This window comes from Thermococcus paralvinellae, assembly GCF_000517445.1.
In the GTDB taxonomy this organism is placed as follows: domain Archaea; phylum Methanobacteriota_B; class Thermococci; order Thermococcales; family Thermococcaceae; genus Thermococcus_B; species Thermococcus_B paralvinellae.
This window is the reverse complement of record NZ_CP006965.1, coordinates 1,367,805-1,386,953: the sequence shown is the minus strand read 5'-3', so window position 1 is coordinate 1,386,953 and position 19,149 is coordinate 1,367,805. Positions and strand designations below refer to the sequence as shown.

At 41.6% G+C, this 19,149-nt stretch carries 33 protein-coding genes; 28 read left to right on the top strand and 5 right to left on the bottom strand.

All coding sequences use genetic code 11. The features are described from left to right. Positions 1–172: 172 nt before the first annotated feature. From TES1_RS07735 to TES1_RS07600, 28 genes are all read left to right on the top strand, one after another. Positions 173–673: a monovalent cation/H+ antiporter subunit E gene (locus tag TES1_RS07735; RefSeq protein WP_042681659.1), complete on the top strand. Its 501-nt coding sequence runs from the start codon at positions 173–175 to the stop codon at positions 671–673. Beyond that, positions 670–933, top strand: a complete 264-nt coding sequence (locus TES1_RS07730) for a cation:proton antiporter (RefSeq protein ID WP_042681656.1) — start codon at positions 670–672, stop codon at positions 931–933. Before TES1_RS07735 ends, TES1_RS07730 begins: the two co-directional genes overlap by 4 nt. Before the next feature lie 5 nt (positions 934–938). After that, positions 939–1,313: a monovalent cation/H(+) antiporter subunit G gene (mnhG, locus tag TES1_RS07725; protein WP_173391314.1), complete on the top strand. Its 375-nt coding sequence runs from the start codon at positions 939–941 to the stop codon at positions 1,311–1,313. Further along, positions 1,310–1,576 carry a DUF4040 domain-containing protein gene (locus tag TES1_RS07720; RefSeq protein ID WP_042681650.1) on the top strand — a complete coding sequence of 89 codons (267 nt, stop codon included), beginning with the start codon at positions 1,310–1,312 and terminating at the stop codon, positions 1,574–1,576. Before mnhG (TES1_RS07725) ends, TES1_RS07720 begins: the two co-directional genes overlap by 4 nt. Continuing rightward, positions 1,573–1,875: a hydrogen gas-evolving membrane-bound hydrogenase subunit E gene (mbhE, locus tag TES1_RS07715; protein ID WP_042681648.1), complete on the top strand. Its 303-nt coding sequence runs from the start codon at positions 1,573–1,575 to the stop codon at positions 1,873–1,875. The genes TES1_RS07720 and mbhE (TES1_RS07715) overlap by 4 nt, the downstream gene beginning before the upstream one ends. Further along, positions 1,865–2,311 (top strand): Na(+)/H(+) antiporter subunit B, encoded by a 447-nt coding sequence (locus tag TES1_RS07710; protein ID WP_042681646.1) that lies wholly within the window; start codon positions 1,865–1,867, stop codon positions 2,309–2,311. The genes mbhE (TES1_RS07715) and TES1_RS07710 overlap by 11 nt, the downstream gene beginning before the upstream one ends. Next, on the top strand, positions 2,308–2,670 hold the full coding sequence (locus TES1_RS07705; protein ID WP_042681644.1) for an NADH-quinone oxidoreductase subunit K: 363 nt from the start codon (positions 2,308–2,310) through the stop codon (positions 2,668–2,670). The genes TES1_RS07710 and TES1_RS07705 overlap by 4 nt, the downstream gene beginning before the upstream one ends. Further along, entirely contained in the window at positions 2,667–4,202 is a 1,536-nt protein-coding gene (locus TES1_RS07700) for a proton-conducting transporter transmembrane domain-containing protein (RefSeq protein ID WP_042681642.1), read from the top strand. Before TES1_RS07705 ends, TES1_RS07700 begins: the two co-directional genes overlap by 4 nt. A 3-nt stretch (positions 4,203–4,205) precedes the next feature. Continuing rightward, positions 4,206–4,553: a hypothetical protein gene (locus tag TES1_RS07695; protein ID WP_042681640.1), complete on the top strand. Its 348-nt coding sequence runs from the start codon at positions 4,206–4,208 to the stop codon at positions 4,551–4,553. Between the two features lie 5 nt (positions 4,554–4,558). Then, a complete protein-coding gene (locus tag TES1_RS07690) occupies positions 4,559–5,062 on the top strand; it encodes an NADH-quinone oxidoreductase subunit B family protein (protein WP_051408199.1) in 504 nt (167 codons plus the stop codon). Continuing rightward, positions 5,059–5,577 carry an NADH-quinone oxidoreductase subunit C gene (locus TES1_RS07685; protein WP_042681638.1) on the top strand — a complete coding sequence of 173 codons (519 nt, stop codon included), beginning with the start codon at positions 5,059–5,061 and terminating at the stop codon, positions 5,575–5,577. The genes TES1_RS07690 and TES1_RS07685 overlap by 4 nt, the downstream gene beginning before the upstream one ends. Continuing rightward, positions 5,574–6,860 carry a hydrogenase large subunit gene (locus TES1_RS07680; protein ID WP_042681637.1) on the top strand — a complete coding sequence of 429 codons (1,287 nt, stop codon included), beginning with the start codon at positions 5,574–5,576 and terminating at the stop codon, positions 6,858–6,860. The genes TES1_RS07685 and TES1_RS07680 overlap by 4 nt, the downstream gene beginning before the upstream one ends. Then, positions 6,857–7,846 carry a respiratory chain complex I subunit 1 family protein gene (locus TES1_RS07675; protein ID WP_042681635.1) on the top strand — a complete coding sequence of 330 codons (990 nt, stop codon included), beginning with the start codon at positions 6,857–6,859 and terminating at the stop codon, positions 7,844–7,846. Before TES1_RS07680 ends, TES1_RS07675 begins: the two co-directional genes overlap by 4 nt. After that, a complete protein-coding gene (locus tag TES1_RS07670) occupies positions 7,843–8,415 on the top strand; it encodes a 4Fe-4S binding protein (protein WP_042681633.1) in 573 nt (190 codons plus the stop codon). The genes TES1_RS07675 and TES1_RS07670 overlap by 4 nt, the downstream gene beginning before the upstream one ends. 324 nt (positions 8,416–8,739) lie before the next feature. Continuing rightward, positions 8,740–9,243 (top strand): Na+/H+ antiporter subunit E, encoded by a 504-nt coding sequence (locus TES1_RS07665; RefSeq protein WP_042681632.1) that lies wholly within the window; start codon positions 8,740–8,742, stop codon positions 9,241–9,243. Beyond that, positions 9,240–9,515: a monovalent cation/H+ antiporter complex subunit F gene (locus TES1_RS07660; protein WP_042681630.1), complete on the top strand. Its 276-nt coding sequence runs from the start codon at positions 9,240–9,242 to the stop codon at positions 9,513–9,515. The genes TES1_RS07665 and TES1_RS07660 overlap by 4 nt, the downstream gene beginning before the upstream one ends. After that, a complete protein-coding gene (gene mnhG, locus TES1_RS07655; protein WP_042681628.1) occupies positions 9,512–9,862 on the top strand; it encodes a monovalent cation/H(+) antiporter subunit G in 351 nt (116 codons plus the stop codon). The genes TES1_RS07660 and mnhG (TES1_RS07655) overlap by 4 nt, the downstream gene beginning before the upstream one ends. Further along, the gene (locus TES1_RS07650) at positions 9,859–10,122 is read left to right on the top strand and encodes a hydrogenase subunit MbhD domain-containing protein (RefSeq protein WP_084340033.1); all 264 of its coding nucleotides are present in this window, start codon (positions 9,859–9,861) and stop codon (positions 10,120–10,122) included. Before mnhG (TES1_RS07655) ends, TES1_RS07650 begins: the two co-directional genes overlap by 4 nt. Beyond that, positions 10,119–10,391 carry a hydrogen gas-evolving membrane-bound hydrogenase subunit E gene (gene mbhE / locus TES1_RS07645; protein ID WP_042681626.1) on the top strand — a complete coding sequence of 91 codons (273 nt, stop codon included), beginning with the start codon at positions 10,119–10,121 and terminating at the stop codon, positions 10,389–10,391. The genes TES1_RS07650 and mbhE (TES1_RS07645) overlap by 4 nt, the downstream gene beginning before the upstream one ends. Beyond that, complete coding sequence (locus tag TES1_RS07640; RefSeq protein WP_042681625.1) at positions 10,388–10,858, top strand: MnhB domain-containing protein; 471 nt, start codon at positions 10,388–10,390, stop codon at positions 10,856–10,858. The genes mbhE (TES1_RS07645) and TES1_RS07640 overlap by 4 nt, the downstream gene beginning before the upstream one ends. Further along, entirely contained in the window at positions 10,848–11,219 is a 372-nt protein-coding gene (locus TES1_RS07635) for a sodium:proton antiporter (RefSeq protein WP_042681623.1), read from the top strand. The genes TES1_RS07640 and TES1_RS07635 overlap by 11 nt, the downstream gene beginning before the upstream one ends. Next, positions 11,216–12,769 carry a proton-conducting transporter transmembrane domain-containing protein gene (locus TES1_RS07630; RefSeq protein ID WP_042681622.1) on the top strand — a complete coding sequence of 518 codons (1,554 nt, stop codon included), beginning with the start codon at positions 11,216–11,218 and terminating at the stop codon, positions 12,767–12,769. The genes TES1_RS07635 and TES1_RS07630 overlap by 4 nt, the downstream gene beginning before the upstream one ends. After that, a complete protein-coding gene (locus TES1_RS07625; protein WP_042681620.1) occupies positions 12,766–13,107 on the top strand; it encodes a hypothetical protein in 342 nt (113 codons plus the stop codon). The genes TES1_RS07630 and TES1_RS07625 overlap by 4 nt, the downstream gene beginning before the upstream one ends. Position 13,108: 1 nt before the next feature. Next, positions 13,109–13,555, top strand: coding sequence for an NADH-quinone oxidoreductase subunit B family protein (locus tag TES1_RS07620; protein WP_042681619.1), 447 nt, complete (start codon positions 13,109–13,111; stop codon positions 13,553–13,555). Next, a complete protein-coding gene (locus TES1_RS07615) occupies positions 13,552–14,106 on the top strand; it encodes an NADH-quinone oxidoreductase subunit C (protein ID WP_042681617.1) in 555 nt (184 codons plus the stop codon). The genes TES1_RS07620 and TES1_RS07615 overlap by 4 nt, the downstream gene beginning before the upstream one ends. Beyond that, complete coding sequence (locus tag TES1_RS07610) at positions 14,099–15,328, top strand: hydrogenase large subunit (protein WP_042681616.1); 1,230 nt, start codon at positions 14,099–14,101, stop codon at positions 15,326–15,328. The genes TES1_RS07615 and TES1_RS07610 overlap by 8 nt, the downstream gene beginning before the upstream one ends. After that, positions 15,325–16,290 (top strand): respiratory chain complex I subunit 1 family protein, encoded by a 966-nt coding sequence (locus TES1_RS07605; RefSeq protein WP_042681614.1) that lies wholly within the window; start codon positions 15,325–15,327, stop codon positions 16,288–16,290. Before TES1_RS07610 ends, TES1_RS07605 begins: the two co-directional genes overlap by 4 nt. A gap of 3 nt (positions 16,291–16,293) precedes the next feature. After that, positions 16,294–16,752 (top strand): 4Fe-4S dicluster domain-containing protein, encoded by a 459-nt coding sequence (locus TES1_RS07600; RefSeq protein ID WP_042681612.1) that lies wholly within the window; start codon positions 16,294–16,296, stop codon positions 16,750–16,752. Here TES1_RS07600 and TES1_RS07595 read toward each other — a convergent pair. The 5 genes from TES1_RS07595 to TES1_RS07575 form a co-directional block, all read right to left on the bottom strand. Next, positions 16,733–17,272: a ferritin family protein gene (locus TES1_RS07595; protein WP_144080604.1), complete on the bottom strand. Its 540-nt coding sequence runs from the start codon at positions 17,270–17,272 to the stop codon at positions 16,733–16,735. The two genes, TES1_RS07600 and TES1_RS07595, sit on opposite strands and share 20 nt — an antisense overlap. A gap of 41 nt (positions 17,273–17,313) precedes the next feature. After that, positions 17,314–17,844 carry a ferritin-like domain-containing protein gene (locus tag TES1_RS07590; RefSeq protein WP_051408198.1) on the bottom strand — a complete coding sequence of 177 codons (531 nt, stop codon included), beginning with the start codon at positions 17,842–17,844 and terminating at the stop codon, positions 17,314–17,316. Between the two features lie 37 nt (positions 17,845–17,881). Next, positions 17,882–18,064, bottom strand: a complete 183-nt coding sequence (locus TES1_RS07585) for a membrane protein (protein ID WP_042681609.1) — start codon at positions 18,062–18,064, stop codon at positions 17,882–17,884. Next, positions 18,064–18,771, bottom strand: coding sequence for a SagB/ThcOx family dehydrogenase (locus TES1_RS07580; protein ID WP_042681608.1), 708 nt, complete (start codon positions 18,769–18,771; stop codon positions 18,064–18,066). The genes TES1_RS07585 and TES1_RS07580 overlap by 1 nt, the downstream gene beginning before the upstream one ends. An 85-nt stretch (positions 18,772–18,856) precedes the next feature. Continuing rightward, positions 18,857–19,126: a hypothetical protein gene (locus TES1_RS07575; protein WP_042681606.1), complete on the bottom strand. Its 270-nt coding sequence runs from the start codon at positions 19,124–19,126 to the stop codon at positions 18,857–18,859. Positions 19,127–19,149: the final 23 nt, after the last annotated feature.

Here is a 19,149-nt window from a genome sequence, read left to right as displayed (position 1 = left end):
ATTTTTACAAACTTTTTGTTGAGAATCTTTAGTTCTTAAAGAGCTGTTTTATACCTTTGTTGTCAATTCTGCGCTTTCCAAAACTCTTTTAAAAGCAATAAACGAATTAAATATCGGAATTGAGTGAAAACTCCAGGTATAGAGGTTTAAACCAAAAGTTGGGGTGGAAAAAATGAGTTTCATTGTTGCATTTGTATGGTCATTCATGCTCTGGTTAGTACTTACGGCAGGCACCAAAGGAATGCTATGGAGTCCAGAGGAAATTATTGCAGGAGTTGTATTTTCGGTAATAGTGGCTTATTCAACGAGAAACATTATAGGCGAAAAAACTACAAGGTTCTTGAACCCGATAAGATGGGTCGAGTTTGTAGTGTACTCAATTGGCCCCCTGTTTTGGGGAATGGTCAAAGCAAACTTTGATGTTGCTTATAGAGTGATAACTGGAAAGATAAGGCCAGGAATAGTTAGAGTTCCCGTTGAGCTTGAAAATGATGCCCAATATACCATTTTAAGCAACTCAATAACTTTGACTCCGGGAACACTCACAATAGATGCCTGTCCAGAGGAAAAAGCCCTCTATGTCCACTGGATCTATGTCAGAGAGGAAGAGCCAAAGAGTTCAGAACCTGTTTCTGGCTCATTTGAAAAATGGGCAAGGAGGTTGGGAAGATGATTGCACCAGAGTTCTTTTATTCAGCGTTGATAATCATGATAGGAGCATTCCTCTCTGTGCTTAGGGTTCTTCTTGGCCCAACTATTCCTGACAGGGTCGTTGGAGTTGACACATTGAATACGCTAATCGTTGCAGGAATGGTTCTTCTTGGAGCAGCATATGACAGAGTAATTTACATTGACATTGCAATTGTCTATGCTCTGCTGAGCTACATAGGAACACTTGTTATAGCAAAATACCTTCCGGGGGGATTAAGGTGACGACTATCGTTGAATACGTTATTTATACCTTCCTTGGGATTAACATAATCTTCAACTTGCTCGGTAGCTTTGCCCTTCACAGATTTCCAGACGTTTACACACGCTTGCACGGAGCAACTAAGTGTACAACTTTCGGGACAATCTTTGCAGTCCTTGCTGTAATTGTTCATGCAGCAAATCAGCTCCACGTAACTGGAGATCCAAAGTACCTTCAGATGGCACTTCACAGTTTGGTTGCATTGATAGCATTGTTGCTTACTAACCCAACAGGTGCTCACGCAATTGCAAAAGCTGCTCACTTGAGTGGTGTAAAGCCTGTGAGAGCTGTTGTTGATGCTTATGAAGCAAAACTCAAGAGGGAGAGGGGTGGAGAAAAATGAACGTTCTCACAGTTGACATGATCATTCAGTTTGGAATTTTGATTGGAATACTTATCGCTGCATACCTTACAATCAGCTTTAGGGATTTGCTTTCAGCGGCTTTGGCTTCAGCAGCAATGAGCCTTCTGCTGAGCTTAGAGTTCTACATGCTTCATGCCCCTGACGTTGCAATAGCTGAGGCAGCAGTTGGTGCTGGTGTCGTTACGGCCATAGTGGTGTATGGAATAGCTAAGACAGAGAGATGGGAGCGTGAGGGACCATGAACAAGACTTTTGGGGCTTTAGCTTTGCTGTTCATCCTTGGTGTGCTCTTGATAGTAGCTAACCCACAATACGGGCTTAAATTTGGTCTTGGTGGTAGTGACTGGCAAAAGTACCGCTACACTGACCAGTATTATATTGAACATGGTATCGAAGAAGTTGGTGGAACCAACATTGTAACTGACATAGTGTTTGATTACAGAGGTTATGATACCCTAGGAGAGGCTACTGTTCTCTTTACAGCCATAGCTGGTGCTGTTGCACTGCTCAGACCTTGGAGGAGGGATGAAGATGGAGAATGACATGGGATTAATCGTTAAAACAATGGCGAGAGCTACGATTCCACTCATTGGAATATTTGGAGCCTATGTCATCTCCCACGGTCATCTTACACCAGGTGGTGGTTTCCAAGGGGGAGCTACGATAGCTGGTGCTGGAATATTATTCCTCGTCGCATTTGGGTTAAATGAAGCTAGAAAGAGGTACGACAAGAACTTATACTCAGCTCTTGAGGGACTTGGTGGCTTGGCTTTCTTAGGAGCTGCAATGCTTGGGTTAAGTATAGCTTTCTTCTACAACATACTCTGGCGTAATAAGATAGCCTTTGCAGGACAGCCGGGAACTCTGCTCTCGGCAGGTTATCTACCAATAATGAACCTAGCTGTCGGATTAAAGGTCTTCACTGGATTAGTAAGTGCGATGATGGCAATAGCCCTCTTTAGGAGGTGGAAAAAATGATTCCGTTTCAATTTGTAACTGCATTTCTCTTAATCTTCATGGGGATTTATGCATTTCTTTACAAGAGGAACTTAATCAAATTGATCTTAGCCTTGAACATCATTGACTGTGGAATCCACTTACTTCTGATAAGCCTTGGCTACCGCTTGGAGAACGGAGTTCTTCCAACTGCGCCAATCTACACCGGTTATGAAACATTAAAGGGCACTCCAATGGTTGGCCCAATTCCTCAAGCTTTAGTGCTTACGAGCATCGTCATTGGAGTTTGTGTTCTAGCTTTAGCAATGGCCTTGACAATTAACGCTTACAGACATTACGGAAGCTTAGACATCAACAAGTTAAGGAGGTTGAGAGGATGAATGTGTTGCCATTCCTAATCATCGTTCCTCTCTTTGGAGCATTCTCAATGCCTCTAATCAAGCTCATCAGTGAGAAAGCCAGGGATATTTGGGCAGTGATAATTAGTGCAGTAACTTTAGGCGTAGCTACTGATGTGTTTTACACAATCTGGAAGACCAATCAAATAATAGTGTACACACTTGGGGATACAACGCCACTAGGAAAAGGAGTAAGCTTTCCAATCAGAATTGTTTGGGAAGTTGATCTCCTAGGAGCGTTAATAGCAGTAACAATAGCATTTGTCTCACTGCTATCAATAATCTACTCACTCGAATACATGAAGCACGATACTGGGCTGGATAAGTACTATACCTTGATTCTAATCTTAGAGCTTGGAATGCTCGGCATAGTCATAACGGGAGATATATTCAACTTCTATGTCTTCCTTGAGATAATGAGCATAGCTAGCTATGCTTTGGTTGCATTCAGAAATGACACATGGGAAGGCATTGAAGCTGGAATCAAGTACATGTTTGTTGGTTCACTGGCAAGTTCATTCATTCTTCTCGGCATTGCTCTGCTTTATGGCCAGTATGGAACTCTAACAATGGCTTATCTAGGCCAGTACATCACAAGGGAGCCAACATTTGTAAGCAAAGTTGCCTTAGCTTTTATCCTCGGTGGATTGCTCTTCAAGAGCGGTGCAGTTCCAGTACACATGTGGCTTGCAGATGCCCACCCAGCAGCACCAAGCTCAATTTCAGCAATGCTTTCTGGATTAGTAATTAAGGCTGGTGGTGTTTATGCAATAGCAAGAATACTCTTCAGCATTTACAATATAAGCCTCAACATCAGAACTCTCGGCTGGATAATTATATTCTTCGCATGCCTAACGTTAATTGTCGGAAATGCCATGGCTGTAGTGCAGACTGATATGAAGAGATTGTTTGCATTCTCAAGTGTTGGTCAGATAGGATACATTCTTCTTGGCATAGGCATTGGACTTGCAGCATATGGAACAAACATTGGGCAAATAGCTTTGGCTGGAGCAATATACCACACAGTGAATCACGCAATTATGAAAGCACTCCTCTTCCTTGTTGCAGGTGCTGTTTTGCATGAAGTGGGTACAAAGAACCTCAATGAGCTTAGCGGACTAGCAAGAAGAATGCCACTGACAAGCTTTGCCTTTCTGGTTGGTGCTGCAGCTATAATAGGCATGCCTCCACTCAATGGATTTGCAAGCAAATGGCTCATCTATGAAAGCTCCGCTTTGTATAACCCATTCCTAGCAGCAATAGCAATTCTCGGAACAGCCTTCTGTACTGCAGCATACATAAGAGTACTCTTCACCTTCTTTGGGAAGGAGAGCGAGAAAGTGAAAACGGCAAAAGATCCAGGAAAGGCTATGATAATACCAATGATAATCCTAATCCTTGCAATAATTGTCATGGGTCTCCTACCATGGCAGATAAACGAGAGTGTTATGCTACCAACAGCAAAGATGCTTGAGGAGTCAGGAAAATATGTATTGGCAGTGTTGGGGGGATGAAAAATGTTCGGCTATTGGGATGCACTTTACTTTATTTATGTCTTCATCATTGGTCTAATCATCAGCTATATCCTCATGAAGTGGGGAGAGAAAGCAAGCATGGGAACAAGGAGAGTAGGAGCTGGTACCAAGGTTTACTTAAGCGGTGAAGATGAGGATAAAATAATTCCACAGTTTGAACACATTCAAGGGTATTTCACAGGGAGACATGTCATGTGGGGGCTTATCAGAGGTATCAACAGAATGTTCATAGCATTCAGAAGGGAACATACAGGGCTGTTAACAGACTATGTGAGCTATCTTCTTATAACTGTGGCAATAATCCTTGGGGTCTTGATAGTATGGGGGTGAATTAAATGGAAGAAGTCAAGGCTAATACTCAATCACAAGTCAGTGAGAGAGAAATGCTTGAGAAAAGAATTGCAAAGCTCTGTAAATACATCGGAAGGTCACCTTGGGTGTTTCATGTCAATAGTGGTTCATGCAATGGTTGTGACATCGAAATTATAGCAGCGTTAACTCCAAGATACGATGCTGAGAGATTTGGAGTAAAGCTTGTTGGAACACCGAGGCATGCGGATATTTTGCTTGTCACAGGTCCAATAACAGACCAGAGTCTTGAGAGGGTTAAGCTGATTTACGAGCAAACACCTGACCCAAAAGTTGTAATTGCAGTAGGCGCTTGTCCCACTGGCGGAAGTGTGTTCTATGAGAGTCCATTCACAAATGCTCCACTTGACAAGCATATTCCAGTTGATGTCTACGTTCCCGGTTGTCCACCAAGGCCAGAGGCAATCCTCTATGGAGTTGTCTTGGGATTGGAAAAGCTGATCAAAAAGATTAAAGGTGAGAAAGAATGACACCTGAAGAATTTGCTGAGAGAATAAAGGCAAAATTTGAAGATGTAGAGGTCAAGATAACTGAAAATAAACTTCCTCACCCAAGAAAGAGAATTTGGATTGAAGTTAGCAGGGAGAAGTTCAAAGATGTTGTCAAGTTCCTCAAGGAAATTGACCCAACTGCACAGTTCTCCATTATAATAGCTGAGGATAGGGGAGATAGACTTACTGCTAAATACCATTGGGAAATGTTCTGGGAGCAGGGAGAGAGCTTGTCAGTTGTGATTGGAACAGCATGCTCAAAGGATGATCCAGTGTTGCCAACGATAACTGACATCTTTCCAAGCTCTCTGCCATACGAGAGAGAAGTACAGGAGTTCCTTGGCATCAAATACGAAGGAATCCCAGATCCCAGAAGACTGTTCTTGCCAGATGACTTTCCAGAAGGTGTTTATCCATTGAGGCTCGACGAGACAGGAATTACTCCCGAAATGGTCAAAAATGCTGGACATCCATACAGGAGGGAGTCAAAATGAATGAGAGGATTGAATACTGGGTTAAAATCCCCATAGGTCCTATTCACCCAGCATTGGAGGAGCCTGAGAAGTTCATAATTACCCTTGACGGTGAGCGTATCATTAACGTCGATGTCAAGCTCGGTTACAACTTGAGAGGCCTTGAATGGATTGCAATGAGAAGGAACTGGATTCAAGTGCTCTATTTAGCAGAGAGAATATGTGGAATCTGTTCATTTTCACACAACCACACTTATGCAAGAGCTGTTGAAGAAATGGCTGGCATTGAAGTCCCAGAGAGGGCAGAGTATATCAGAGTCATCGTTGGAGAGCTTGAGAGAATACACTCTCACTTGCTCAACTTGGGTGTAGTTGCACACTCAATAGGCTACGACACAGTTCTCCATTTGAGCTGGTTGGCGAGAGAAAAGGTAATGGACATCCTTGAGGACATTGGAGGTAACAGAGTCAACTACGCTGGAAACATGATTGGCGGAGTTAGGAGAGACATAACAGAGAAGCACAAGAGGGCAATACTTGATATGATTTACTATTATCGCCAAGAGATTATGCCAAAAATTGAGGAGATATTCCTCTACGATCCAACAGTTGAAGCCCGTTTGAGGGACTCTGGTGTTATACCAAAGAGAATAGCAATTGAGTACAGTGCTCAAGGTCCAACAGCAAGAGGAAGTGGCATTAAGAAGGACGTTAGATACAACGAAAAGCTTGGAGTCTACCCAGACTTGGGAGTTAAGCCAGTAACACCTAAGGAGTTCACAGGTGTAATCAAAGGAGATGTTTTTGATAGGATGGTAGTAAGAGTCGGTGAGCTTTGGCAGAGTATGGAAATTATTGAGAGAGCATTGGATCAGATGCCAGAAGGAAAGATTAAGGCATTTCCAAAGGACAACATGATACTCTTCAAGCTCAAGAAAGCAGAGGGTGAAGGAATTGGAAGATACGAAGCTCCAAGAGGTGAGACCATACACTACGTAAGGGCTGAACCTGGAAGAGATGGCCCAGCAAAGTGGAAGATGAGAGAGCCAACATTTCCGAACCTCTTTGCAGTTGCAAGGGCTTTAGTTGGTGAACAATTGGCTGATGTCCCAGTTGCTATAGCTTCAATTGATCCGTGCTTGAGCTGTACTGATAGAGTAGCGGTGATTGATGCCGAAACTGGAAGGAAGAGAATTCTAACAGAGGTTGATTTGCTTAAAGAGTCAATAAAGAAGACCAAGGAAATCAATCCAAACATCAAAGCAAAACCTGAGAAAATTGGAATAGGGAGGTGCATACTATGAACATTCTATATGCCACTCTTGGTTTAATTGCCCTTTATCTTTACGTTTCATTTGCCTCACTCCTCTGGGAGGGACTTGACAGAAAGTTAGTCGCAAGAATGCAACGCAGAGTAGGGCCTCCTCTGCTCCAGCCATTCTATGATTTCCTAAAGCTCATGAGCAAAGAATCAATAATTCCAAAGCATGCCAATAAGTTCTATGAGCTGGCTCCAGTTTTGGCTTTAGCTGTTTCAATAGCATTATTAGCTTACACTCCAATGGGCTTTGCTCCCCTCTTTGCCACCAAGGGTGACGTAATCGTATTCATTTACTTGTTAACCCTCATTGGCTTCATCAGGGTTTTAGGAGCAATAAGCTCTGGCTCACCTTATGCTCAAATAGGTGCTCAGAGAGAGATGATAATATTAGTTTCAAGGGAGATCCCAATGATGCTTGGGCTCTTCACAATTCTCTGGAGATTGAGTCATCTCGGGGTTGAAAAGCCTTTCAGCTTGGCAACATTTTACCAGCGCAACATATGGGAACTTGGAACACCCCTAGCTTTCATTGGAACATTTATATTGCTCTTTGTGTTCTTGGCTTGGTTGGCAAGTGAAATCGAAGTTGGTTTCTTTGACATTCCAGAAGCGGAGACTGAAGTTGCTGAAGGTCCAATGGCTGAGTATAGCGGAAGGCATCTTGCATTATTTGAACTCAGCAATGCTCTAAAAATGTTCGTAAGTGCAAGCTTAGTTGTTGCCATTTTCTTCCCATGGGGCATAAGTGCTTATGTTGGACTCAGCGGAACACCAGCTCTCATTGTTGACGTACTCTTCCACACACTTAAGGTCTTTATAGTGTTATTCATCAGCATGAGCATCTTTAGAGCGATAACCGGAAGGCTAAGAATTACCCAGGCAGTGCAAATATTCTGGCTTAGACTCCTTCCTGCTGCGATAATTGGATCATTAATCCTTGCAATTGATCTATTGGGGGTGATAGTATGAAGATACCTCCGACTCTCTCCACAGTCCTCTCAAATCTTTTCAGAAAACCAGCAACAAACATGTTCCCAAAGACTGAGCCAGTTCCAACTCCAGATGGATTTAGAGGAAAGCTAATCTACTATCCTGACAAGTGTGTTGGTTGTAAGCTCTGTGTGACAGTTTGTCCAGCAGGTGTTATTGAGTTTATACCAGAAATCAAAAAAGTAACCTTCTGGCTCGGTAGATGTGTGTTCTGTGCTCAGTGTGTGGATGTGTGTCCGGTAAATGCTCTGGAAATGAGCAAAGAGTTCCTCCTTGCTACTTACGATAAATACGATGACAACTTAAGGTGGCTCAAAGATGAAGAAATCGAGGAAATGATAGAGGCACAGAAGAGCAAAAAAGTCAAGAAATACCGCATAATTCCAGATAAATGTAAGGGATGTACGTTATGTGCAAGGAAATGTCCACAGAACGCTATAACCGGAGCCCCAGGAAAAGTACATAAGATTGATCCAAACAAGTGTGTTGGCTGTGGCATATGTGCAAGTGTCTGTAGGTTTGGTGCTATTGAGGAATACGAAGAGTAGCATGTTCTCTAATTTTTTCTTATTTGTTAGCATTAGTGTTTTATTAAGTGTCATGTTCTTTTTGCTTTTTGTAAACCTTTACAAAGGTATAACCATTTTCAACATTTTTTCTGAACTAACATAAACTGTAGTGAGAATCTTTGTTCATTAATGTCTCTTTGTGTTAAATAGTTTGTAAAGTTTAGTGACTTTTTCATTTGTCAAAATATTAGGTTTATAACCTTTCGTTTTAGAAATATATTTAAGAATTTTTAGCAAATTTAAAATGAGATTAATCCTAAAAATGCCCTATAAAGGTTTAAAACTTAAAGCCGAGGTGAAAGAATGGCGTTTGTAACATCTTTCCTTTGGTCGTTTATTGTGTATTTACTGCTTACAGCGGGTTCGGGGAATATAATCGCATGGAGCAAAGAAGAACTAATCGCCGGATTCATTATTGCAGCGATAATTGGGTATTTAACACGGAACATCATGGATGAAAAGCTCGAATATTTCTTTAGTCCGAGGAGATGGGTTCTTTTCATAATATATGCAGTTGGGCCATTTTTCTTTGCAATGGCAAAGGCAAATCTTGATGTAGCTTATAGAGTTATAACAGGGAAAATAAGGCCTGGCATTGTTAAAATATCTCCTGGACTTACAAGAGACGAAAGCAGAACTCTTTTGGCAAATTCAATAACTTTAACCCCGGGAACGTTTACTCTTGAAATTGACGAAGATGGCAATTTGTACGTGCACTGGATCCATGTTCCGCCTGGAAAGGAAAAACCAACTCCTGAAGAGCTTTGTGGTTACCTTCCAAAATGGGCAAGGAGGATTGCGGAATGAATGTGATTAGTGCATTTATGGTTGCGTTGGTTTTGCTTCTATTTTCAGCAATGTTAACACTGATTAGACTCCTTCTCGGCCCTACCATTCCAGACAGGGCAGTTGCTCTAGATTCAATGACCACAACAACGGCTGGTGCAATGGTTATCTATGGTGTAATTACGAAGCAAGCTGTGTTCATTGATGTTGCACTGGTGTATGCAGTTCTGAGTTACATTGCCACGCTCTATATTGCAAGGTATTTAGTAAAGAAGAAGGTGGGGATAGCATGATTGAGTATATAATCACAATTTTCTTGGCAATTGGGGTAATCTTTAACTTCCTTGCAAGCGTTGGAATCCTCAGATTTCCAGATGTTTACACAAGGATTCATGCAGCAACAAAATGTACAACATTTGGGACTATTTTCATAGTTCTTGCAACGGTGGTGTATTCAATTTACAACTGGCTCCCAACACATGACCTAAGATGGGTAACAATAGGGATTCACTCAGCTCTCGTTGTAATCTTTCTGGTGCTAACAAACCCAGTTGGTGCCCATGCAATCGGAAGAGCTGCGAGAAAATCGGGAATTAGGCCATATGGAGCTGTAATAGATGAACTGGAGGGGAGGCTATGAACTTTATGGAGTTTTTCTGGATTTTGCAAATACTAATTGGAATAGGACTACTCGTTAGCGCAATAGTTGCTATTAGATTCAAGAACCTTATTATGGCCGTAATCGCCATGGCAGTGTTCAGCCTAATTTTATCACTGGAATTCTATGTTCTCCAAGCTCCAGATGTTGCAATAGCTGAAGCTGGCGTTGGTGCGTGTCTAACAACGGCGATGTATCTGCTGGCTATAAAGAACACCACCGATGAGGAGGTGGTAGAATGAGGACTTCTCTTGGCTTGCTGGCTTTCATTGGCTTCACGCTCTTCCTCCTTGCTGCAATGATCAGCTTAAGACCTTTCGGAGAGCCTCCGCACAGGGAGATGGATGACTGGTTCATAACTCATGCCCAGATTGAAGCCTCAGCTAACAACGTTGTCACAAGCATAGTCTTTGATTACAGAGGTTTTGATACTCTCGGTGAAGCAACTGTTCTATTTACAGCGGTTTCCGGAGTCTTAATGGTGCTGCGTAGGAGGGAGGTGAAAGGATGACAACGACTATCATAAAGACTACAACCAAGATATTAGCTCCGTTGATACTTGTCTTTGGAAGCTACATAATCCTTCATGGCCATCTTACACCAGGAGGAGGTTTCCAGGGAGGAGCAGTGTTTGCGAGTGGATTAGCGTTGTTAATAGTTGCTAATAGGTATGAAACCATAAAAACATTATTTGAGAAAGTTCCACTCAATGTGTTTGAAAGCATTGGTGCACTGGGCTTCTTAGGAATGGCATGCTTGGGATTTGCTGGTTACACATTCTTCAAAAACATAATTGCAAACAGTGGATTTCCGATCTTTGGGGGGAAGACACCAGTTGGAATAAATCCAGGCTACCTAAACACTGGTGGAACACTTTCCTACATGAACATCTTCGTTGGAATGAAGGTTCTCGCTGGTCTTACCAGTATAGTGCTGATATTCTTCCTGATCATGAGGAGGGAGAGGGATGAGTGGTGAAGTTTTTGTGAACTTTCCTTTCATAATAGTTGCACTTCTCTTAGCAATAGGATTTTACACCATAGGATTCAAGAGGAATTTAATCAAGGTGGTCATTGGAATTGAAATTCTTGAAGGGGCTGTAAACCTGTTTTTGGTCGCATTGGGCTATGTGAAAGGTGGTTATGCTCCAATCTATACTTTAGCACCTCCAGAAGCTGCAAATCCGCAAAATATGGTTCTGCCAACTCCACAGGCATTAACACTTACGAGCATTGTCATCGGTGTCGCCGTCTCAGCTCTAATGCTCGCTTTTGCTGTGAACATCTACAAGCACTACGGAACCCTTGATGTTACAAAAATCAGGAGGCTGAGAGGATGATTGAGCATCTGCCGGCATTAATGATAGCAATTCCACTCTTTGGAGCATTTGTTGCACCGTTATTCAAGAAAAAGCAGAACCTTGCAGCTGTATGGGCCATATTAATAACAGCTGTCACTGTTGGCCTTTCACTCCTATTAATGTATCAGGTTAGGCTTAATGGAGTAATAGTGTATGTCTTTGGCGCTGATAGGCCAACTCTCGTGCTTCCATCAGGCTATAAAGTGCCGATAAGAATTATGTTTGAAATTGATGGTATTGGAGCTTTCATGGCAATCTCAGCGACACTAATGAGCTTTATTGGTGCCCTCTACTCTTACAGCCATGTTAAAGCGGAAAGCGGCTTAGAGAAATACTATGCTTTGTTGCTCCTATTAGAGGTCGGTATCTTGGGCATGGTTCTTACTGGAGATTTATTCAACTTATTCGTGTTCCTTGAAATAGCTGGTATAGCGGGTTCAGCGTTGGTTGGCTTTAGGAACTATCGTGGTGAAGCAAGCGAAGCTGGAATCAAATACCTTATCGTTAGTGCTGTTGCCTCACTGATGGTTCTCTTTGCCATTGGAATTCTCTATGGGGAATATGGGAACTTGAACTTGGCATACATAAGCAAGCAAGTGTCCTTCAACACCCTTGACATGATAGCATTTGGCTTGCTCTTCACGTCATTTGCAATGAAGTGTGGTTCAGTGCCAATGCACTACTGGGTTCCTGACGCTTATACAGAGGTTCCAGCTGGTATAAACCCTGTCTTATTGGTGTCAACTTATGCAAGTCTATATGCTCTCTTTAGAGTCAGCTTCACACTCTTTGCAAACATATCAATCAGCTTAGCGAGAGTTGGGTGGATAATGTCAGTTCTCGGCGTTCTGACAATGTTCATTGGAGTTACAATGGCCTTGGTTCAGAAAGACGTGAAGAGGCTTATGAGCTATCACGCTATCTCACAGACAGGTTACATGCTCCTTGGTGTCGGTGTTGGCTTAACGGTTCTCCATGATCCTAAGGCATTAGCAGAGTTTGGTAAAACAGCAATGGCTGGAGGAATTTTCCACATAATAAATCACATCATCTACAAGAGCTTGCTCTTAATGACTGCTGGTGCTCTATTCTACGTAACAGGAACAAGAAACCTCAACGAAATGGGAGGATTAGCGAGAAAAATGCCTATAACAACTCTATGTTTCATCGTTGGTGCCGCTGCCATATCTGGTCTGCCGCCATTCAATGGATTTGCAAGCAAGTTCCTAATTTATGAAAGTTCATACAGATTAAACCCCCTCTTGGCAGTATTTGCAATGGTTACGAGCATATTAACGCTTGCTTCATTCGTTAAAGTGTTCGCTTCGGCATTCTTAGGACCACCATTGGAGAAGTTTGAGAACGCAAAAGAAGTTCCAAAGCCAATGATTGTGGCAATGGTGATTCTAGCGTTGCTCTGTATACTCTTTGGTCTGTTCCCGGATGTAGTGCTTGACAAGTTAGTGTATCCGGCTGTTGATGCACTAATCAGGATAGCTCAATATCAAACATGGGGTGGTTTAGCATGATACCAAGACTAGTTACAGGTGCAGGATATTGGAGCCCATTGCTGTGGTTGGCTTTCCTTATACCCTTTGCACTAATAGGTTACCTGATTTATTCCAGAGGAAACCCGGGCTATAAGAAAGATACAGAACAGGTTAAGCCATATTTGAGTGGTAACATTGAGCCATCAAAAGAAAAAATCCAAGTTAAGGCTAGTGATATCTATTGGGGTTTCATTGAGGCATTAAAGGGCTACTACAACATTCTGCAGACAATTCATACAGGCGACCTTAGAGACTACATACTCTGGTACCTTGGAGTGGGAACAATAATTCTCTTCCTCCTTGTAGGAGGTGCCTGATATGGGAAAGCTTACGAATTTTAAACGCTCTCTTTGGGTTTTTCATGCTTCGGGAGGTTCATGTAACGGCTGTGACATTGAAATCATCGCTGCACTCACACCAAGATATGATGCTGAAAGGTTTGGAATCAAATTGGTGGGTTCGCCGAGGCATGCGGATGTGCTTTTGGTTACTGGGGCGATTCCAAGGGACTTTGCTGACAAGCTGAAGAGAATATACGAGCAGATGCCAGATCCAAAAGCAGTCATTGTAGTTGGGAACTGTGGAACAAGTGGGGGTGTCTTTTACGACTCCTACAATCTAGTTGGGCCAATAGATGAGATAATTCCTGTTGATATCTACGTTCCTGGTTGCCCACCAAGACCAGAGGCTATCATAGACGCCGTCGTTAAGGCATGGCTCAAGCTGGAGAAGTTGGAAAAGGAATTGGAGGGGAAGAAAGAATGAATGTAGAACAAATCCTTGAAAAGCTTAAGGAATCTCTTGGAGATGCACTGCTGAGCTATGAGATAAAGGAATATACAATGGGAGTCAGGAGAAAGAGAACCCTTTATGAAATTTGGGCTGAGATTGATAAATCCGCATTCAGAAAAGCTGTTGAAACAATTTTTGACATTGATTATCCACATTTACACTTCATAACTGGTGAGGACACTGGAGGAGATGTTATAAAGATGATCTATTCCTTTGGAGTTTATCATGGACATCCATGGGGGGAAATAAGCATAACGCTGAAGTTTGACCTTCCAAAAAGTGAATTGATTCTTCCAACAATTACGGACTTAATGATTGGGGCAGAGACAAATGAAAGAGAAATAAGAGAGATGCTTGGCGTTGAATTTGAGGGCTTAAAGAACAAGAGACACCTCTTCTTGCCTGACGACTGGCCTGAAGGGAAATATCCATGGAGAAGGGATGAGTATGGTGTTGATGACATGATTAAGCACACACACAAGAGCGTTAGGGAAATAAGAAAGAAAGGTGGGGAAAATGCCTAAATCTGCTTACTATATTCCTATAGGTCCAATTCATCCAGCATTAAAAGAGCCAATCAGAGTCGAGGCTGAGATAGAGGGGGAAAAGGTTGTTAAAGTTGATGTGAAGAGAGGATTTGCCCACAGGGGAATCGAGTACATGGGAATGAAGAGAAATGCCATACAGACACTTTATCTCTCAGAAAGAATCTGTGGAATCTGTTCAATATCCCACCCATACGCATTCGTGATTACAGCGGAGAAAGCGTTAGGGATTGAAGCTCCTCCAAGAGCGCAGTACATAAGACCGATCATAGCAGAGCTTGAGAGGATTCACAGTCATCTGCTCTGGTTGGGAGTGATAGCTCACGAGATGGGGTTTGACTCACTTTTGTTCTGGATATGGAAAGGAAGAGAAAAAGTCCTCGATTTACTGGAGCTTTTAACTGGAAACAGAATCAACTATTCGGTTTTCATGATTGGCGGTGTGAGGAGAGACATCAAAGAGAGTCACATAAAAGCCCTAAAGGATATGATAACTTACTACTGGGAGCTCACTGAAAAGATGAAGGAGATAATACTCTCAGACCCAGTCTATAAGGCAAGAACTAGAGGAGTTGCTCAGCTTTCAAAAGAGCTGGCACTCAAGCTCAATGTTGTTGGGCCCACTGCAAGAGCGGCTGGTCTAAGAATGGACATCAGACAGGACATGCCCTACGATGCTTATGCAGATATTGACGTTAGAGCCGTTGTTCCTCAAGATATAGTTGGAGAAGCGAGAGGAGATGCCTACGACATTACTATGGTCAGAATTTATGAGATAGAGCAGAGCTTGGACATCATTGAATACTGTGTTGACAACCTCCCAGAAGGTAAAATCCTTGCGATCCCCAACTATGTAGCTTTGCTTGCGAAGATTAGGAGGACTAAAGGTGAAGCAATAGGAGCTCATGAAGCACCGAGAGGAGAAGTAGTTCATTACCTTAAATTTGACGGCAGAGATGGGCCAAGCGTTTGGAAAGTAATTGCTCCAAGTTATAACAATATCAACAGCTGGGCTCCACTCTTGCTTGGGGCAGAGGTTGCGGATATTCCAATAGTTGTGGCATACATTGACCCATGCATGTGCTGTAATGATAGAGTTGCACTGCTAAAGACTCCAGAAGGCAGAGTTCTTGGCTATGAATACATTCACAGAAAAGCCGTTGAAAAAACAAGGAGGATTGAGAGGGAGGTGAAAAAATGACCCCCGAGACTGTATTCTATGCAGTTGCATTTCCAATACTTGGAATTTTTCTGGGGTTAACTTACAAAGGTATTGACAGGAGAATATCAGCAAGAATGACGTCAAGGATTGGTCCTCCAATAAGGCAGCCTTTCTGGGATGTTGGGAAACTGTTGCTCAAAGAAACTGTTGTACCAGAAAATGCCGTGAAATGGCTCTTTAATGCAATGCCCGTCCTAGCATTTGCATCTTCAATGACTCTATTGCTCTACATTCCGTTTGGTGTCTTGAGAGCTCCTCTCGAAGGATACGGTGATTTGATCGTAATACTATATTTACTCACACTTCAGTCCTTAGCCATGGCTGTTGGAGGATTTGCGTCGGGAAGTCCATTTTCATCTGTTGGTGCACAGAGAGAAATGGTTCTCATGATGAGTTATGAGATGCCTTTGGCCACTGTGATTGTTGGCTTTGCACTGCTTTACAAGAGCTTTTCATTAACAACCATAGCATCAAATCCTGTCTGGAACATGGTTTCACCTGTATCAGGTCTGGGGGTTCTCCTGCTATTTGTTGCATTATTGGTTGTCACCCCAGCGGAGTTAGCCAAGCTGCCCTTTGATATAGCTGAAGCAGAGACAGAGATAGCGGAAGGTATGCTCGCCGAATACAGTGGAAGAAATCTGGCACTCTTCTACCTCTCAGATGCCGTCAGAGGTTTTGCCATGGCTGCAATTGAAGTGGTTCTTTTCATACCGTTTACATTCAGCTATGTATTTGGAGTTAGCTTGAGCGGGGCTACATTTTATGTCATTGAGGGTCTTTGGTTCCTCTTTAAGGTGCTGGTAATTTACATAGCGGCAGTGACAGTTGTAAGAACGTCATTCGGAAGATTCAGAATAGAACAGGCCTCAAGGATTTTCTGGGTGCACGTGAACTTAATTGCCCTACTTGGCTTAGCACTTGTTTGGTTGGGGGTGTGACGGATGCCAACAAAAGCAATGTTTCTATTCCTGAAACAACTTGTAGAAAAGCCATTTACAAATCCTTTTCCAGTAAAGCACGCCCCTAAGGATGTTACAGGTCTAATTGAGAAAGTTCAGAGGGGAGAAATTCAAATTAATCCTCCAGTTCCAGTTCCTGAAGGCTTTAGAGGAAAGCTGAAGTACAATCCAGAAAGATGTATTGGATGTAGGCTTTGCATAACAGTCTGTCCAGCGAATGCTATGGAGTGGATTTCGGAGCTTAAGAAAATCAGGCATTATGTTTCGAGATGTATGTTCTGTGCATTGTGTGTTGATGTCTGCCCAGGTAAGAAGTTTCCAGGAGAGGATAAGCCAGTTAAAGCTTTAAGAATGAGTGACGAGTTCCTTTTAGCAGACTATGATAAATACAGCGATAATTTGATTGAAGAGCCTCCTGAAGCTAGAGAGATGGGAATTTAAGTTTTCTCTCGTTTCTCTTTTTATAATATTCGTACTCAAGTTTAAGTTTTTGATAATTTTCTTCCTCTATGGCTGCTAAATATTTACAGATTAGCTTGGACTCTTTATTCTGTGTTTTCTCTGCTAAATCGTTATAGATACTCTTTAAAAGTAGTTTTGATTCCATAGCAAGCTCAAGAACTTCTAAAGGCGAGTTAACTTTCTCAAGTCTTTTGGAAACATTTGCGAATTTAAAATCAGCTGAATTTAATGACACTTCTGGAATTTCTGAATTACCTGAATCAAATACTCTCTTATAGATTTCCCATAAACGAGAAGCATTACTTTGTGAATCTTTTGAAAGAATTATAAAGAGTTCTATTATATCCTCGTCTTTATTGAGCATTTTAGCTTTTTCAGCAAAGTATCTATATTCATAGGCCTCTTTGAGTCTATTTTTTATCCAATAAATAAGTAGTTCTTCATGGGACAAGTTTTTTAGCTCTATTAGTATATGTTCAACATCTATTTCTTTTTCCATGATTTTAACTTTGTCTCTTGTTTTTAAAATTTTTTTCAATTTTAATATTTTGTGCAGTTCTCTGATTTTTTGTAATAGAACTCATACTCAACCCTTAACTTATGGTAATGTTCTCTTTCAACAGCTGCCAAATATTCATAAATTCTTTTTATTTTTTCATCATTTGTCCGTTTAGCAAGTATATTATAAATCTTCTCTGCAAGAAGCTCTGACTCCATAGCTATACTCAACACTTCAAGGACATCCTTTGCATTCTTAAATTTCTCTAAAAGAGGTTCCCCTTCAATTAGGGGCAAATCTATCTTTTCAATTTTTTCTGTCTTAAAGCATCGTCTGTAAATTTCCCATAGCCGAGACGCATGTCCTTTGGATTCTTTTGAAAGAATAATAAATGTTTCTACAATCCTGTCGTCGAGTTCAAGTTCCTTGGCTCTCTTAGCAAGATCTTTATAAAGTTCTGCTTCCTTAAGCTCTCCTTCAATCCAATAACTTATAATCTCTTTATCACTAAGTTTCTCAAGTTTTTTAATAAATTCTTCAATATCTAAATTTTCCAAAGTAAGTTTTCCCATCTTAAACCACCTTCCTATTTTCGAATTTCAAACTTATTTATCTTACTAGCAAAATTGTGAGAACCATTAGGATGTAGGTTATAATTCCCAGAATTATGTGAATTTTTATCCAAAGATTGCTCTTCTTTTTGCTTAGGAATATAAAGGCTCCGCTGAGCATTGTGAGACTCATAAAAGCAAAAGTAAGATAGCCAAGTGTGTTATGATCTAGGAAGACCATTATGGAACACCTACTGGAAAGATGTATATAGGATCACCATCAGTTCCAAGTATTTTCGCAACATCTTCATCATAGAAAGCTCCAACTGCAACTGTTCCAAGTCCTAGTGCTGTTGCTTGCAGATAGATGTTCTGCCCTATATGTCCAGCTTCCATGTAAACATATCTGTAACCTCTTTCACCATAGTACTTTGTTGTTCTCTCATAAAATGCAACTAGGACTATATCAACGGCAGCTTTTCCAACCCACTGCTGATTCAATGCAGCTGCTTGAAGTTGCTTTCTGTAGTCTCCCTCTTTAATCAGTGTTAGGCTGTGCTTAAATGGGTCGTAGTGGTAAATTCCTGGCTTTAAGCTCTCCACATTTCCCACAACTACATAAATCTCGAAAGGATATGTTGCTCCAGCACTCGGGGCAGCCCTGAATTTTCTCCTTTCTTCAGTTATTCCTTGAGCGGCCCATAATAACTGAGAGAGTTGCTCAAGTGTTAATGGTTTATCCTTGTAATAGCGTATGCTTCTCCTTTTTGCTATCGCTTCCTCAACGCTCATATCACCTTTAAGCCTAGGTTCAGGTAACATAATTTCCTCACCATCATATTTGATGCTTTCTCTTCTGAAGGAATATAGGTAAGGCTTAAAGAGAACTAGGAAGAGGGAAACAAACACAATGATGATTACCAAGTAGCTAATTTTTCGATAGTCCATGTTAATTAATTATGCATTTCAAGTATTTTAGAGCTTCGCATCAGCAGACCGGTCTTCATCATCACCTCAGTTCAGGGAGTTTTCATCATGTAGTTCTTTCTTTTCTGCTCCAAAGTCTGTAAATTATAAATGATATCCCTACAACAGCTACAAATAATCCTGCAAGGGTAGCTATGAAGGTTTTGCTAAAACCTGCGATGTTAAGAGTGTAGAGGATGAACCCAAGAGCTCCAACTATAACAAGTGCACCAACTATAATGAAAACTTTGACAAGAACATCATAGATGCTTCTCCTTGGCTTGCTCTCTTTCTTGTACAACTCTATAAGTCGGAAGAATTCCTCAGTCTTTGTCATTCCTATCCCTAGATTTAGCTGTA

Excerpts from the sequence above, each read along its gene's own strand:
- TES1_RS07735 (WP_042681659.1), top strand. The coding sequence starts at position 173 with ATGAGTTTCATTGTTGCATTTGTATGGTCATTCATGCTCTGGTTAGTA.
- TES1_RS07730 (WP_042681656.1), top strand. The coding sequence starts at position 670 with ATGATTGCACCAGAGTTCTTTTATTCAGCGTTGATAATCATGATAGGA.
- TES1_RS07720 (WP_042681650.1), top strand. The coding sequence starts at position 1,310 with ATGAACGTTCTCACAGTTGACATGATCATTCAGTTTGGAATTTTGATT.
- mbhE (WP_042681648.1), top strand. The coding sequence starts at position 1,573 with ATGAACAAGACTTTTGGGGCTTTAGCTTTGCTGTTCATCCTTGGTGTG.
- TES1_RS07710 (WP_042681646.1), top strand. The coding sequence starts at position 1,865 with ATGGAGAATGACATGGGATTAATCGTTAAAACAATGGCGAGAGCTACG.
- TES1_RS07705 (WP_042681644.1), top strand. The coding sequence starts at position 2,308 with ATGATTCCGTTTCAATTTGTAACTGCATTTCTCTTAATCTTCATGGGG.
- TES1_RS07700 (WP_042681642.1), top strand. The coding sequence starts at position 2,667 with ATGAATGTGTTGCCATTCCTAATCATCGTTCCTCTCTTTGGAGCATTC.
- TES1_RS07695 (WP_042681640.1), top strand. The coding sequence starts at position 4,206 with ATGTTCGGCTATTGGGATGCACTTTACTTTATTTATGTCTTCATCATT.
- TES1_RS07690 (WP_051408199.1), top strand. The coding sequence starts at position 4,559 with ATGGAAGAAGTCAAGGCTAATACTCAATCACAAGTCAGTGAGAGAGAA.
- TES1_RS07685 (WP_042681638.1), top strand. The coding sequence starts at position 5,059 with ATGACACCTGAAGAATTTGCTGAGAGAATAAAGGCAAAATTTGAAGAT.
- TES1_RS07680 (WP_042681637.1), top strand. The coding sequence starts at position 5,574 with ATGAATGAGAGGATTGAATACTGGGTTAAAATCCCCATAGGTCCTATT.
- TES1_RS07675 (WP_042681635.1), top strand. The coding sequence starts at position 6,857 with ATGAACATTCTATATGCCACTCTTGGTTTAATTGCCCTTTATCTTTAC.
- TES1_RS07670 (WP_042681633.1), top strand. The coding sequence starts at position 7,843 with ATGAAGATACCTCCGACTCTCTCCACAGTCCTCTCAAATCTTTTCAGA.
- TES1_RS07665 (WP_042681632.1), top strand. The coding sequence starts at position 8,740 with ATGGCGTTTGTAACATCTTTCCTTTGGTCGTTTATTGTGTATTTACTG.
- TES1_RS07660 (WP_042681630.1), top strand. The coding sequence starts at position 9,240 with ATGAATGTGATTAGTGCATTTATGGTTGCGTTGGTTTTGCTTCTATTT.
- mnhG (WP_042681628.1), top strand. The coding sequence starts at position 9,512 with ATGATTGAGTATATAATCACAATTTTCTTGGCAATTGGGGTAATCTTT.
- TES1_RS07650 (WP_084340033.1), top strand. The coding sequence starts at position 9,859 with ATGAACTTTATGGAGTTTTTCTGGATTTTGCAAATACTAATTGGAATA.
- mbhE (WP_042681626.1), top strand. The coding sequence starts at position 10,119 with ATGAGGACTTCTCTTGGCTTGCTGGCTTTCATTGGCTTCACGCTCTTC.
- TES1_RS07640 (WP_042681625.1), top strand. The coding sequence starts at position 10,388 with ATGACAACGACTATCATAAAGACTACAACCAAGATATTAGCTCCGTTG.
- TES1_RS07635 (WP_042681623.1), top strand. The coding sequence starts at position 10,848 with ATGAGTGGTGAAGTTTTTGTGAACTTTCCTTTCATAATAGTTGCACTT.
- TES1_RS07630 (WP_042681622.1), top strand. The coding sequence starts at position 11,216 with ATGATTGAGCATCTGCCGGCATTAATGATAGCAATTCCACTCTTTGGA.
- TES1_RS07625 (WP_042681620.1), top strand. The coding sequence starts at position 12,766 with ATGATACCAAGACTAGTTACAGGTGCAGGATATTGGAGCCCATTGCTG.
- TES1_RS07620 (WP_042681619.1), top strand. The coding sequence starts at position 13,109 with ATGGGAAAGCTTACGAATTTTAAACGCTCTCTTTGGGTTTTTCATGCT.
- TES1_RS07615 (WP_042681617.1), top strand. The coding sequence starts at position 13,552 with ATGAATGTAGAACAAATCCTTGAAAAGCTTAAGGAATCTCTTGGAGAT.
- TES1_RS07610 (WP_042681616.1), top strand. The coding sequence starts at position 14,099 with ATGCCTAAATCTGCTTACTATATTCCTATAGGTCCAATTCATCCAGCA.
- TES1_RS07605 (WP_042681614.1), top strand. The coding sequence starts at position 15,325 with ATGACCCCCGAGACTGTATTCTATGCAGTTGCATTTCCAATACTTGGA.
- TES1_RS07600 (WP_042681612.1), top strand. The coding sequence starts at position 16,294 with ATGCCAACAAAAGCAATGTTTCTATTCCTGAAACAACTTGTAGAAAAG.
- TES1_RS07595 (WP_144080604.1), bottom strand. The coding sequence starts at position 17,272 with ATGGAAAAAGAAATAGATGTTGAACATATACTAATAGAGCTAAAAAAC.
- TES1_RS07590 (WP_051408198.1), bottom strand. The coding sequence starts at position 17,844 with ATGGGAAAACTTACTTTGGAAAATTTAGATATTGAAGAATTTATTAAA.
- TES1_RS07585 (WP_042681609.1), bottom strand. The coding sequence starts at position 18,064 with ATGGTCTTCCTAGATCATAACACACTTGGCTATCTTACTTTTGCTTTT.
- TES1_RS07580 (WP_042681608.1), bottom strand. The coding sequence starts at position 18,771 with ATGGACTATCGAAAAATTAGCTACTTGGTAATCATCATTGTGTTTGTT.
- TES1_RS07575 (WP_042681606.1), bottom strand. The coding sequence starts at position 19,126 with ATGACAAAGACTGAGGAATTCTTCCGACTTATAGAGTTGTACAAGAAA.